We start from the raw sequence: 14398 nt of genomic DNA, 5'->3' as shown, positions 1-14398 counted from the left end.
TATTCATTTTAATTTTAAGTGAAATCTAAAAGGATAATATATGCAATAGGAGCTTAATTATGGTTTTTGATATTGATTTAATTAAACGAATTTACCAAAGTTATCCACAAAAGATTGATCTGATCCGCCAAAAAATTGGAAAACCGTTAACCTTGACGGAAAAAATCCTTTATGCACATCTAGCAGAAGGTGAAGAGATTAAGGCTTATAAACGGGGGGAGGACTATGTTAATTTTTCACCCGATCGCGTTGCTATGCAAGATGCAACTGCTCAAATGGCGCTTTTACAGCTAATGAACTCAGGTCGTAAAAGCGTTGCTGTGCCCTCAACAGTGCATTGTGATCACCTTATTCAAGCCTATAAAAATGCTCATGATGATTTAATTGTTGCAGAAAGTCATAATCAAGAAGTTTATCAATTTCTACGTGATGTATCGAATAAATATGGTATTGGGTTTTGGAAGCCCGATGCAGGTATTATTCATCAAGTCGTGCTTGAAAATTATGCATTTCCTGGAGGTATGATGATCGGCACTGATTCTCATACGCCAAATGCTGGTGGACTTTCAATGCTCGCAATAGGGGTTGGTGGTGCAGATGCCGTTGATGTTATGGCTGGTATGCCTTGGGAATTGAAAATGCCAAAAATCATTGGCGTAAAATTGATTGGTAATCTATCAGGTTGGGTATCACCAAAAGATATTATTTTAAAACTAGCAGGCATTTTAACAGTTAAAGGTGGCACCAATTCAGTGATTGAATATTTTGGTGAAGGGACTTCAACTTTATCAGCAACAGGAAAAGCAACTATCTGTAATATGGGGGCCGAAGTCGGAGCAACAACATCAATATTCCCTTATAGTAAAAAGTCGGCTGATTATTTAACGATGACAGGGCGTCAAGAAGTGGTTGATTTAGCAAATATGTTAACGGATTGTTTCAATCCTGATGAGGCTGTTTTAGTACAACCAGAAACATACTATGATCAAGTAATAGAAATTAATCTATCTGAATTGGAGCCTTATGTTAATGGGCCTTTTACACCTGATTTAGCTTATCCTATTTCACAACTTGCTACTGCTGTCAAAGAACATAATTACCCAGATAACATGGAGGTAGGCTTGATTGGTTCATGTACGAACTCTTCTTATCAGGACTTGATGCGTGCGGCTTCTGTGATTGATAATGCAAATCAATTAGGACTAAAGGTAAAAGCAAAATTAATCATTAACCCTGGCTCAAAGCAAGTGAAATACACCTCAACGGAAGATGGCATTTTAAGTCGCTTTGAGCAAGCCGGTGCAGCTATTATGGCTAATGCTTGCGGACCTTGTATTGGGCAATGGCGCCGTGATGAAGTAGCTGATGAACATAAAAATTCGATTGTGACATCTTTTAATCGTAACTTTGTTAAACGTAATGATGGTAGTCCAAATACTTATGCATTTATATGCTCTCCTGAAATTGTAGCTGCATTATCAATTGCAGGTAAACTTAGCTTTAATCCACTCACTGATAGTTTAATCAATGATAAAGGTCAGAAAGTGAAACTATCTGAACCAATAGGGGACGAGTTGCCTAAGCAAGGGTTTGTTGTTGATGATGCTGGTTATATAGCACCAATTGCCAATGGCAGTGCGGTTGAAGTTCATATTTCAAGTCACTCAGAGCGGCTACAACAACTTTCACCTTTTTTACCTTGGGATGGAAAAGACATTACTTCGCAACCCTTACTCATTAAAGCAACGGGTAAATGTACTACCGATCATATTTCAATGGCGGGTAAATGGCTAAAATTTCGAGGACATCTAGATAATATTTCTAATAATATGTTAATTGGCGCAGTTAATGCCTTTAATCAAAAAACCAACTCAGTTTTAGATCCGCAAACAGGTAATTATGTTGAAGTACCCATATTAGCTCGTCAGTTAAAAGCTCAAGGACTAGGCTCAATTGTTGTAGCTGAAGAAAATTATGGTGAAGGCTCATCACGGGAGCATGCTGCAATGGAGCCTCGCTTTTTAAATGTTAAAGCCATTGTGGTTAAATCATTTGCACGAATACATGAAACGAACCTTAAAAAACAAGGAATGTTAGCTTTAACATTTGTTAATAAAGACGATTATGACAAAATTCGTGAGGATGACAAAATTAGCATTATTGGGTTAGTCGATTTTGCACCAGATAAAGAGCTGACACTGATACTTCATCATCAAGATGGAAGCACGGACTCTTTTGCTGTTGCACACACTTATAACCAATCTCAAATAGAATGGTTTAAAGCAGGTAGTGCTTTAAATAAGTTGAAGGAAGGATTTAACTAACTGAAAAAAGAGGGGGAAGATATAATATGAATCAGCAAGTTTCAATTGAAAATGGACAATTAATTGTCCCAAATCATCCAACTATTCCTTTTATTGAAGGTGATGGTGTGGGTAAAGAGATTTGGAATGCTGCTCGAACAATTTTTGATAAAGCGATTGAAAAAGCTTATCAAGATAAACGTAGCATTAAATGGCAAGAAGTACTTGCTGGTGAAAAGTCATTCAACTTGAATGGTGAATGGTTACCCAAAGAAACCATGAATGCTTTTAAACAATATCTTATTGGTATCAAAGGCCCTTTAACTACGCCAGTGGGGGACGGGATTCGTTCACTCAATGTTGCTCTTCGCCAAGAGTTAGATCTTTATGTATGTCTGCGTCCTGTTCGTTGGTTCAAAGGGGTTGAATCACCAATAAAACATCCCGAAAAAGTGAGCATGACTATTTTCAGAGAAAATACTGAAGATATTTATGCTGGTATTGAATGGCTACAAGGTACACAGGAAGCTGAAAAATTTTATCAATTTTTATCACAACAAATGGGCGTTAGTAAAGTTCGTTTTCCTAAAACTTCGTCATTTGGTGTCAAACCTGTTTCAATTGAAGGATCAGAACGTTTAATTAGAGCTGCAATTAAATATGCTCTCCACCATAAATTACCCTCTGTTACCTTAGTACATAAAGGTAATATTATGAAGTTTACTGAAGGGGGATTTAAACAGTGGGGATATGCACTAGCAGAGAAAGAATTTGCTGATGCTGTTTTTACTATGAATCAATATGCAAAAATCCAAAAAACGGCTGGCACATTAGCGGCAGAACAAGCATTAAAGAATGCTCAATCTTCGTCAAAATTAATTATTAAAGATGTGATTTGTGATGCATTTTTACAAAACACTTTGTTAAAACCAGAAGATTATTCTGTTGTTGCAACATTAAACCTTAATGGTGATTATGTTTCAGATCAACTTGCTGCGATGGTCGGAGGCATTGGTATTGCACCTGGCGCAAATATTAACTATCTGACAGGTCATGCTATTTTTGAAGCAACACATGGCACTGCGCCTGATATTGCAGGACAAAATCAAGCAAATCCATCATCATTATTGCTATCTGGTGTGATGATGTTTGATTATCTTGGTTGGTATGAAGTTGGGCAATTAATTACCCATGCAATGCAAAGCTTATTTCAAGAAGGTAAGGCAACAACCGATTTAGCTCGTTTTATGCAAAATGGACAATCGTTATCTACGACTGAATTTACTCAAGCAGTAATCGATAATTTATAACACAAGAGGAAATAATAAATGAAAGAAAAATTTTTAGTTTATAAATTATCAGAAACGATAAAAAACACTAGTAAAATTGAATCACAATTATTTGAAAATTTTAATGTAAAACGTGGGTTACGTAACGCTGATCACACTGGCGTATTAGTTGGTTTAACCAAAATTGGAGATGTGCTAGGTTATGAACATTTAGAAGGTGGTTCATTAAAACCTATTCCAGGAAAATTATTATATCGAGGCATTGATATTGAAGATCTTGTACATAATGCACAAAAAGAGCAACGAACAGGATTTGAAGAAACGATCTATCTACTATTATCAGGTTCTTTACCAGATAAAGAAGAGTTATACGATTTTTCACGATTACTTTGTGAATCAATGGCACTGGAAAAGCAAACTAAGATTGCTATCATGGAACTTGAAGGTCATGACGTGATGAATATTTTAGCAAGAACAGTGCTTGAAATGTATACTTATGATTCTAAAGCAGATGATACGTCTCGTGATAATTTAATGCGGCAATCCATAGACCTCATTGCAAAATTTCCTGCCATTATTGCCTATGCTTATAATATGTTAAGTCACAGCGCTAAAGGCAAATCATTACATATCCGCCACCCAAATGAGGATTTTTCCATTGCTGAAAACTTTTTATACATGATGAAAGGATCTGAAGGATATACTGAACTTGATGTGCGAGTGCTTGATTTGGCTATGATTATCCATGCAGAACACGGCGGCGGAAATAATTCAACATTTACGGTACGAGTGACTAGTTCTACAGGCACTGATACTTACTCATCAATTGCGGCAGGTATTGGATCGTTAAAAGGTCCATTACACGGTGGTGCTAATTTACAAGTGGGTAAAATGCTTAAGCACCTAGCTAAAGAAATTAAAAATTGGAGTGATGTAAATGAAATTGATGCTTATTTACAACGTATTTTAAATAAAGATGTATTTGATAGAAAGGGTCTAATTTATGGTATTGGGCATGCGGTTTATACAGTATCAGATCCAAGAGCTGTGTTACTCAAAGAAATGGCGTATGAACTAGCCAAAGAAAAAGGGCGAGAAGAAGAGTATAATTTTTTAAATTTGCTTGAAGAACGCGCTATCCATGCTATTTTGAATCGAAAAAATGCCAGAACAAAAAAACAAGTTTGCGCCAATGTCGATTTCTATTCTGGCTTTGTTTATGACATGATTGGCTTGCCTCGAGAGGTTTATACGCCATTATTTGCAATGTCACGTATTGTTGGTTGGTGTGCTCATCGAATTGAAGAGCTTAATTTTGATGATCGCCGAATTATTCGCCCTGCTTATAAAAATATTGGGCAATTCATGCCGTTTATTCCATTAAAAGATCGTTAAACTTATCATCCGTCAGTATTATGCTGGCGGCATGAATAAAAACCATTATTTATTGAAAAAAGCGTGGTGATTTAAAGTAATAGTTTGTAGACTATGCTTCCTTATCAGTTTTCAGCTGTATACTTTTTATATAAATTAGATATGAATCTTTTAAAATCTTTAGCCACTGTAAGTTCAATGACGATGGTATCGCGCGTATTAGGTTTTGTTCGTGATGCCGTTATTGCGCGGTTTTTTGGCGCTGGTATGGCAACTGACGCTTTTTTTGTAGCCTTTAAACTCCCTAATTTGCTGCGGCGTATTTTTGCGGAAGGTGCTTTTTCGCAAGCCTTTGTGCCTATTTTAGCTGAATATAAAAATCAGCAAGGGATTGAAGCAACGCGTACCTTTGTTGCTTATATTGCAGGTTTATTAACGCTAGTATTAGCTATTGTTACCTTAATTGGCGTTGTCAGCGCACCTTTTGTCATTATGTTAACTGCACCAGGATTTATGCAAGAGTCAACCGAAAAATTTGAACTTGCAACGACCATGTTGCGTATAACCTTTCCTTATATCTTTTTTATATCACTGGCTTCACTTGTTGGCGCTATACTCAACACATGGAATCGTTTCTCTGTTCCCGCTTTTGTGCCAACACTACTTAATGTGAGTATGATTATATTCACGCTATTTTTAACACCTTACTTTAACCCTCCGGTATTAGCGCTTGCCGTATCGGTTGGTGTCGGTGGAATTTTACAATTACTCTATCAGCTGCCTTATTTAAAAAAGATTGGCATGCTGGTGCTACCTCGTCTTAATTTTAAAGATAGTGGTGTTTGGCGGGTTTTAAAACAGATGGGACCAGCAATTTTAGGGGTATCTGTTGGGCAAATATCATTAATTATTAATACGATTTTTGCATCATTTCTTGTTTCTGGCTCGGTTTCGTGGATGTATTATGCGGATCGATTAATGGAATTTCCCGCCGGTGTACTTGGTGTGGCATTAGGCACCATTTTATTGCCTTCGTTAGCTAAAAGCTTTTCTAAAGGCGATCATAAACAATATTCAGAGTTGTTAGATTGGGGATTGCGCCTCTGCTTTTTATTGGCTTTACCAAGCACGATTGCATTAGGTGTTATTTCTCGACCGCTTATATCAACTTTATTTGAATATGGCCAATTTACCTTAAATGATACATTGATGACACAGCGAGCCTTAGTGGCTTATTCTATCGGTCTACTTGGATTGATTTTAATTAAAGTGTTAGCACCCGCATTTTATTCGCGTCAGGACATTAAAACCCCCGTCAAAATTGCAATTGTCACGTTAATTTTAACACAGCTAATGAATCTCGTTTTTATTGGGCCATTACAGCATGCAGGCCTTTCACTATCCATTGGTTTAGCCGCTTGCTTTAATGCTGGATTATTGTATTGGCAATTACGTAAAAAACAACTTTATCAACCGCAATCCGGTTGGTATGGATTTTTAATCAAAATCATCATAGCGGTAATTTTAATGTCTGCGGCATTATGGTCTGGTTCACACTTATTACCTGACTGGTCAACCGGCTCAATGTTGGTTCGTATTGGGCGATTATTTGCATTGGTAATTGTTGGAATCGTTGTCTATTTTGCGTCGTTGATTGCTATGGGATTTAAGATCAAACACTTTATTAAACGAATTGATTAACACTAAAAAAAGCTGATAGAGAACAATTGAAATTTGTAAAAAAGAGTCACATAACAGGTATGTTTTAATATAAAATTAATAGGAAAATTGGCTGAATAAAATATCTTTTTACTTTTCTCCATGACTGGTGAGCACATTTTATATTTTGAGTATTGGCTCTTTAAAGGTAACAGTGAATGCTGTTACCAAATTATATAATAAATCGATTTATTATGTATTTGTAAAAATCAAATAAAATCAATAATTTACTTGGATTTTTTTTGATGGCATACTTACCAACACAACAGCAATATATAACTATTAATGATTAACCCTAATATTGGATGATATTCCCCCTATGTTTGCTTGATTGTATTTATGGACATTATTCGTTGGATAAATACTTTCGACCTTTAAGTATTATATTTGTCGCCACTCGCTAAAAAATCACAGATATCTTGCTGTGACTTGAGTATTCGAATATTTTGTAGAACTTCTGCTGCTTGAACATAGTGCTGTTTTAAGTAAGCAAGCCACTGTTTGATGCGTGCAGAATGATAAAGCGGTTTAACGTCATCAATGGAGGATGTTGCATAGTGGATCAATATTTCCATTACTTGTTGCCAATTGAATGGTGATTGTTCAGTTCGAATCATATTGGCTAAGTTAGGAATTGTTAAAATACCACGGCCCAGCATAATGTCGTTAGTTTGGCTTTGGTTTATGCAATTTTGTGCATCCTCAATAGAAAAAATTTCACCATTAGCAATAACGGGAATATTTAGAAATTGCTTGATTTGACCTATTGTTTGCCAATCTATTTTTTCGGCTTTATAGCCGTCTTCTTTGGTTCGACCATGAATGGCAATTTCATTGGCACCGGCAAGTTCAATCGCGCTGGCGATGTCATGGCAATGTGATTTATTATCCCATCCTAAGCGAATTTTGACTGATAATCTATGCGTTGCCCCAATTGCTTGCCTTACTTGGCTGACAATATTAAATATCTGCTCGGGATATTGTAATAAATAAGCGCCTCCGTGACTACCAACGACCGTTTTGGCAGGGCAACCAAAATTGATATCGATACCATAAGAGCCTAATTCAATGGCTTTAACGGCATTTTCTGCCATCCACTCTGGAGACTGGCCAAGGATTTGCACTCGAACTGGCGTGCCAGATTTAGTTTTTCCGTTATGGTAAAGCTCAGGACATAGGCGATAAAAGGTCCGATTAGATAATTTATGATGGGTTACTCTAATAAATTCAGTCACACAATAATCAAATTGGTTAATTTCAGTTAAAAGTTGTCTGACTTGATAATCAAGCACACCCTCCATGGGCGCTAAAATAATGCGATTAATTTTCATTGCGAAACCTAATTAATATGACTGTTTCCACAAATGCGACAGTTAAGTTGTTTGGTAAATTTAACTTGGTTAAATTCCATTGTCATTGTATCAATCATTAGTACACGACCAATTAATGGTTTTCCATATTGGGTTAGCACTTTGATGGCTTCTAAGGCTTGCATGGTGCCAAACATGCCAACAAGCGGCGCCATGACACCTGCTTCAACACATGTGAGTTGATCTTGACCAAATAAGCGGCTCAAACAGTGATAACAAGGCTCATTAGGCTGATAAGTAAATACGCTTAATAACCCCTCCATACGGATAGCTGCACCAGAAACTAGCGGTCTTTTTACATGAAAACAACAACGGTTAATTTGCTCTCGTGTCACTAAGTTATCAGTACAGTCGATGACAATATTATGCTGTTTGATAAGCGAAATGAGCTTGTCATCGTCAAGTTGCTGATGCACTGTTTCAATTAACGTATTGGCATTAATATTGGTTAAGGCTTTTTTTGCGACCTCGACTTTGTATTGATTGATGGCTGTTTCGGTATATAAAATTTGTCGATTTAAGTTGGATTTTGATATGGTGTCAAAATCAACTAACGTTAATTTGCCTAAACCTGATGCAGCCAAATAGAGTGATGCCGCACAGCCAAGTCCGCCTAAACCGACGATCAGTGCTGAACTGTTTTTCAATATTTGTTGTTTATCAATATCAAAACCACGCAATGTGATTTGTCTATCATAACGAAACAGTTCTTGATCAGTCAGTTCTTGCATAGTGGATGATTATTGGGTTAATTATGAAAAAGCATTATAACAGAAACTTGGCACAACAATGTGCCAAGCGATTAAGATTATTTGTCAAAGCCAGATAGGAATGTTAAATATTCTTCTTTGGTCATAAGTGGCTTATATTCTGACATCAGCGTTTGTGCAGCTTTGGCATCGTCATAAAGTAAATCGATAATTGTACAGGCCATCATTTGCGCAGGACGGATATAAGCCATCTCTTCATCAAATACGGTATAATCTTTACCGTGTAAAACACCCCGAACCGAACCAATCCATGGGTGGCTAACAGGCATAATGTGGGATAGATCGCCAGTATCGGTGCTTCCTGTCATATGAGGGGCAACTGAAACATTTTCTTCACCAATTAACGTTTCGGCATTATGTTTTAAAAGCTCGTTAAGCGTTGGATTGTTATTTAATGGTAAATAGCCAGGCAAGTCCTTAATTTCACAGGTGGCACCAACTGCCATAGCACCTGCTTTTAACGCTTGATTAATTCGTTCATTGGCATCAATCATGGCAGGCACATTGCCAGCTCGTACATAACTTTCCATTCTTACATCGCTTGGAACTACATTAACTAAATCACCACCTTGGGTAATAATCGGATGGAATCGAATATAGTCTTTTTCTTGAAATGTTTCGCGAATCGCGTGTACACCCATCATTCCCATCATCGCTGCATTTAAGGCATTGACACCTGCATGTGGTGCAGCAGCCGCGTGTGACGCTTCGCCTTTATATTTAATCAATTTACCGATAAAACCATTACTGGTAGTTGATATTTCGATAAAACCATCTTGTCGGTCATTGGGTACGCTAGTTAAGTGTATTTGCAGTGCCATATCAACATCATCAAATTCACCCCGCGAAATTAGCTCTGGTTTGCCACCAATATATTTGATTTTACCTTCTTCAATTAAGCGATTTCGATAAGTGATTTCAACATATTCTTCAGCAGGCACCGCAAAAGGTACGACATCGCCCGCTAAAAATTGCATAGCTCCTGCATCAATTAATCCCATCGTAACTGCCATCATATTGGCAATTTGCGCATTATGCCCACAACAGTGCGCAGCACCAGATGTTTCGTCAGCAGCAGGGTGATCAGCACAAATAATGGCATCAAGCTCGCCAATAACAGCAATGCTGTACTTACTACCTTTTCCGCCTTTTAAGCGACCTTTTACGCCAGTTAGAGCTAATTTATTTTTAAATGGTACACCCAATTTTTCAAAGGCTTCTTCGACTTTTTTAGCCGTCTTGTGTTCTTTATAACCAAGTTCAGGTTCTGCCCAAATTGACTGAGCAATCGCTTTGATGTCAGCTTTACGGTTTGTTATTGCGTTACAAACCTTTTTTTTAAGTTCTTCTTTTGTCATACGTAAAGTCCTAATTCAAATTAGATAACACCTTCCCAATGTAAGGTGATTTGTGCAATGATTGCCGCAAAAATAAAGGTACCTGAAAACACGGCTAAAGAAACAGGAATGATTCGCCAAGAGATACTTTTAAATAATGCTAAATCTTTGCCAATAGCTAGTCCTGCATAAGCAAGCACTGGGGTACAAACAGCCAATAAAGAAACTTGATCAGTAATTGAAACAACATGTTCGTGATAAGGAAATATTGGTGATGAAGCAACTGCGGCTACGACTGATACCCATAAAATAACTGGAAATTTGTTTAATAGTGGAATTTTACCAACAAAATAGCCGATTATTGAGATAGCAACCAAGATTGATAATGCTTGTAGTGACAGCTTAAAATCAATTTTGTAACCTACAGTATTGCCGGCGGCCATAATAATGGCAACTAAGATCAGTAAAAATATTGTTTCTAGGCATTTCATGATAACGCTCCTTCTTTGTTACGTCGCAAGCGGGCAAAAAGGTTATATAAGAAAGAGGCAAAAGGTAACGAAAATAGTGTATAAATATAAATACCAACAATACTTGATATTAAATTTGCTGTTGTTGCATAGGCTTTGATTTCACTTGCCATTTGAGGATAAAGGTCACTTATTGGTGCAAGTGATGCCGCCATCATACTACCACTTCCAACCCCAGCCCCCATCGCTAACGCATAAGGATGGAGGATATCTAATTTTGCCATTACGCTAGCAAGTATGCTCATCCAAATAGCGCCATAAAGCGTGCCACACACATACATCGCCATAACACCACGACCTTCAGCAGAATCTAATCCATATTTGTCGGCAACGATCGCAATATTGGGTTCGCGAGCAACTGAATAAGTTGCGCCCACCGCTTCGCGTTTCATGCCTAATATCATTGCCAGTGGTAAGCCTAATAAAATCGTGCCGGCAAAATGACCTAACTCTTGAAAAACTAAGGCTAATTTCGCATCTTCTAAAATCATATCAATTTTAGGACCAACCGAAACGCCAAGCTTGGCAACAAGCAGCATTAAAGTAACAATCATGATGGTACTGGCATGATTCATATTTTTTAGTTTTAATATTTTTAATTTGGGAAGGCTAATTATTCCGCCAATAATCATGGCATATAGCATCGGGTACACAGATATAATCCAGAGCGATTGTCTACCAATGAACTCACATATTAAAACAACGACTAGAGCAAGTAAATGCACTCTATAGTCTTTTAAAATATCCATGCTTAAAGATTCCTTATTTATATTGTTGGTATGGTTATACACTATCAATGCTATCTCTAAATGATAACCAGCAGTGTTATTAAGTAATCACTATACCCAACCTAGCTTATTAGCGTCAACAATCATATTGTTATTATAAATATAGTTAATAATTTTGATGACGTATTAAAAATATTTAAATAAATAGAGAATAAATCTCAATAAATGCCTTTATAAGGGTTTTATTTGTTTTATAATGAACACTATTTTTTAGAATGATATTTAAACAGGGTATTTTATGCGTTCAATTTATTGCGGTCAGTTAACGGCATCTCATATTAATCAAGAAGTAACATTGTGTGGATGGGTCAATAAACGTCGGGATTTAGGCGGTATGATTTTTATTGATATGCGCGATCGTGAAGGCATGGTTCAGGTGTTTTTCGACCCTGATTATCAACAAGCGTATCAACTTGCGGGTGAGTTACGTAATGAATTTTGTATTCAAATCAAAGGGAAAGTAAGAGCTCGACCTGACGGTCAAATCAACAAAGATATGGCAACTGGTGAGGTTGAAATTTTGGCCTCTGAGCTGACTATATTTAACCGTAGTGATGTTTTACCTCTTGATTTCAATCAAAACAATAGTGAAGAACAGCGTTTAAAATATCGTTATATTGATCTTCGTCGCCCTGAAATGGCAACGATTTTTAAAACTCGAGCCAAAATTACTGCGTTTGTTCGTTCATTTATGAACGAGCATGGTTTTTTAGATATTGAAACACCCATGTTAACCAAAGCAACACCAGAGGGAGCTCGAGACTATTTAGTACCAAGCCGGATTCATAAAGGTGAATTTTATGCCCTTCCACAATCACCACAGTTATTTAAGCAATTGCTGATGATGTCAGGATTTGATCGCTATTATCAAATTGTAAAATGTTTTCGAGATGAAGATTTGAGAGCTGATCGTCAACCTGAATTTACCCAAATCGATGTTGAAACGTCATTTATGACGGCCGAACAAGTGCGTGAGGTTATGGAAAAAATGATTCGTGAACTTTGGTTGCATGTTAAAAATGTCGATTTAGGCCAGTTCCCTATCATGACTTTTGCTGAGGCGATGCGTCGTTTTGGTAGCGATAAACCTGATTTACGTAATCCGCTCGAAATTATTGACGTGGCTGATATTGTTAAAGATGTTGATTTTAAAGTGTTTTCAACTCCAGCCAATGATCCTAAAGGTCGCGTAGCTTTACTTTGTGTACCAAATGGTGCCCAATTAACGCGTAAGCAGTTAGATGAATATACACAATTCATTTCAGTTTATGGTGCTAAAGGTATGGCATGGATTAAGGTTAATGAACGCCATAAAGGGCTAGAGGGCGTACAAAGTCCTGTAGCAAAATTCTTTAATGAATCACAAATGGAAGCACTACTTAATCGAGCCAATGCTAAAGATGGCGATATTTTATTATTTGGTGCCGATAGTTATAAAGTTGTAAGTGATGCACTTGGCGCATTACGTTTAAAAGTTGGTAAGGACTTAAGCTTAACTGATGAAAGTAAATGGGCGGTACTTTGGGTTATTGATTTTCCTATGTTTGAAGAAACAGACGAAGGACTAAGTGCAATGCATCATCCATTTACCTCACCAAAAGATTATACACCAGAAGAGCTTATCAAAAACCCTGAAAATGCCGTTGCGAATGCTTATGATATGGTTATAAATGGTTATGAAGTTGGGGGTGGATCGGTTCGTATTCATCGCAGTGAAATGCAGCAAGCAGTTTTTTCAATTCTAGGTATTAATGAACACGAGCAACGTGAAAAATTCGGCTTTTTACTCGATGCATTAAAATACGGCACACCACCTCATGCAGGATTAGCATTTGGATTAGATAGACTAAGCATGTTATTAAGTGGAACAGATAATATCCGTGATGTGATAGCATTTCCTAAAACAACTGCGGCCGCATGTTTATTAACCGATGCGCCAAGTCCAGCAAATGCGGCTGCATTAACTGAATTGGGTATTGAAGTAAGTAAAAAATAGCGATATTTAATGCAAAAATTCAAAAATCCTGAATCTGTTCTGGTGGTGATTTTCTGCCAGACAACAAATCGCTGCCTTATGTTGCAGCGTCAAGATGATCCTTGTTTTTGGCAATCAGTAACAGGTAGCATGGAAGCTAATGAATCGCCATTAGACACTGCAATTCGTGAAGTATATGAAGAAACAGGCATTGATATTGTAGGGAAAAATCTTGAGTTAATTGATGCAAAGCATGCTGTTGAATTTGAAATCTTTCCTCAATTTAGGCATAGATATGCGCCAGATGTTAAGATAAATAAAGAGCATTGGTTTTATCTACCACTTATCAATGAGATAACACCTATGCTTACTGAGCATTTAGCTTATCAATGGCTAACGATTGATGAGTCCACTAGTCTTACTTTATCGCCAAATAATAGTGAGGCTATTAGTAAAATTCATAGTTTGCTTAAATCTAATTAAGAGGTCGAAAATGAAATTGAGCTTATCTGCTCTTGTGTTTTCCTTTTTATGTTTTTTTATACCAAGCAGTCATGCTGAAATAAGTATAAAAAAGTGCCAAGCTAATCAAAGTGATTATATTATTTTTGATGAATATGATACTAAAATTGCTGAAACGATTATTGATTATAAATTACATGATCAACCCGAAAAACGTGAACATACCATGATTAAGATATTTGCTAATGAAAATAGTGAGGATCGCAATGACTGGCTAGCCTTGTTCCGGTTTGATGATGAATCTGAGCAATATTTATTTTATCAAGTTGATCAGGATGAATTTATTGAAATCGACAATAAACAGTTTGAAACTCTATTACCTAAAATTGTGGCATGTAATTACAATAAACAAGTGCCAATATACAGTGAAAACATCGATGCAGATTAATAAAATTCAACGATATGTTTTAATCAAAGGTTA

General features: G+C 36.8%; 12 protein-coding genes. 7 read left to right on the top strand and 5 right to left on the bottom strand.

Annotated elements, in window-relative coordinates:
• Window positions 1-59 precede the first annotated feature (59 nt).
• The 4 genes from BQ5209_RS02130 (at window position 60) to murJ (ending at window position 6667) form a co-directional block, all read left to right on the top strand.
• Window positions 60-2324, top strand: a complete 2265-nt coding sequence (locus BQ5209_RS02130; RefSeq protein WP_085246923.1) for an aconitate hydratase — start codon at window positions 60-62, stop codon at window positions 2322-2324.
• A 26-nt stretch (window positions 2325-2350) separates the two neighbouring features.
• Window positions 2351-3613, top strand: coding sequence for an NADP-dependent isocitrate dehydrogenase (icd, locus tag BQ5209_RS02125; protein WP_085246922.1), 1263 nt, complete (start codon window positions 2351-2353; stop codon window positions 3611-3613).
• A gap of 18 nt (window positions 3614-3631) precedes the next feature.
• Complete coding sequence (locus tag BQ5209_RS02120; protein WP_085246921.1) at window positions 3632-4987, top strand: citrate synthase; 1356 nt, start codon at window positions 3632-3634, stop codon at window positions 4985-4987.
• A 141-nt stretch (window positions 4988-5128) separates the two neighbouring features.
• Entirely contained in the window at window positions 5129-6667 is a 1539-nt protein-coding gene (murJ, locus tag BQ5209_RS02115) for a murein biosynthesis integral membrane protein MurJ (RefSeq protein WP_085246946.1), read from the top strand.
• A gap of 392 nt (window positions 6668-7059) precedes the next feature.
• On the opposite strand, the gene dusC is transcribed toward murJ, so the two are convergent.
• The 5 genes from dusC to BQ5209_RS02090 all read right to left on the bottom strand — a co-directional run bounded on the left by dusC (window position 7060) and on the right by BQ5209_RS02090 (window position 11441).
• Window positions 7060-8016: a tRNA dihydrouridine(16) synthase DusC gene (gene dusC, locus BQ5209_RS02110; protein ID WP_085246920.1), complete on the bottom strand. Its 957-nt coding sequence runs from the start codon at window positions 8014-8016 to the stop codon at window positions 7060-7062.
• A gap of 8 nt (window positions 8017-8024) precedes the next feature.
• The gene (locus tag BQ5209_RS02105) at window positions 8025-8786 is read right to left on the bottom strand and encodes a molybdopterin-synthase adenylyltransferase MoeB (RefSeq protein ID WP_085246919.1); all 762 of its coding nucleotides are present in this window, start codon (window positions 8784-8786) and stop codon (window positions 8025-8027) included.
• A gap of 77 nt (window positions 8787-8863) precedes the next feature.
• Entirely contained in the window at window positions 8864-10183 is a 1320-nt protein-coding gene (locus BQ5209_RS02100) for an amidohydrolase (RefSeq protein WP_085246918.1), read from the bottom strand.
• Between the two features lie 20 nt (window positions 10184-10203).
• Window positions 10204-10653: a hypothetical protein gene (locus BQ5209_RS02095; protein ID WP_085246917.1), complete on the bottom strand. Its 450-nt coding sequence runs from the start codon at window positions 10651-10653 to the stop codon at window positions 10204-10206.
• Window positions 10650-11441: a DUF3100 domain-containing protein gene (locus BQ5209_RS02090; RefSeq protein ID WP_085246916.1), complete on the bottom strand. Its 792-nt coding sequence runs from the start codon at window positions 11439-11441 to the stop codon at window positions 10650-10652. Before BQ5209_RS02090 ends, BQ5209_RS02095 begins: the two co-directional genes overlap by 4 nt.
• Before the next feature lie 277 nt (window positions 11442-11718).
• Here BQ5209_RS02090 and aspS point away from each other — a divergent pair, with 277 nt between their 5' ends.
• The 3 genes from aspS to BQ5209_RS02075 are packed head-to-tail and all read left to right on the top strand — an operon-like array spanning window position 11719 to window position 14365.
• Window positions 11719-13476, top strand: coding sequence for an aspartate--tRNA ligase (gene aspS / locus BQ5209_RS02085; protein WP_085246915.1), 1758 nt, complete (start codon window positions 11719-11721; stop codon window positions 13474-13476).
• A 9-nt stretch (window positions 13477-13485) separates the two neighbouring features.
• A complete protein-coding gene (gene nudB / locus BQ5209_RS02080; RefSeq protein ID WP_085246914.1) occupies window positions 13486-13938 on the top strand; it encodes a dihydroneopterin triphosphate diphosphatase in 453 nt (150 codons plus the stop codon).
• A gap of 10 nt (window positions 13939-13948) precedes the next feature.
• Entirely contained in the window at window positions 13949-14365 is a 417-nt protein-coding gene (locus BQ5209_RS02075; protein ID WP_085246913.1) for a hypothetical protein, read from the top strand.
• Window positions 14366-14398: the final 33 nt, after the last annotated feature.

The organism is Gilliamella mensalis (assembly GCF_900103085.1).
Classification (GTDB): domain Bacteria; phylum Pseudomonadota; class Gammaproteobacteria; order Enterobacterales; family Orbaceae; genus Gilliamella; species Gilliamella mensalis.
Note: the sequence above shows the minus strand (reverse complement) of the source record. Positions and strands in the feature narration are given on the sequence as shown.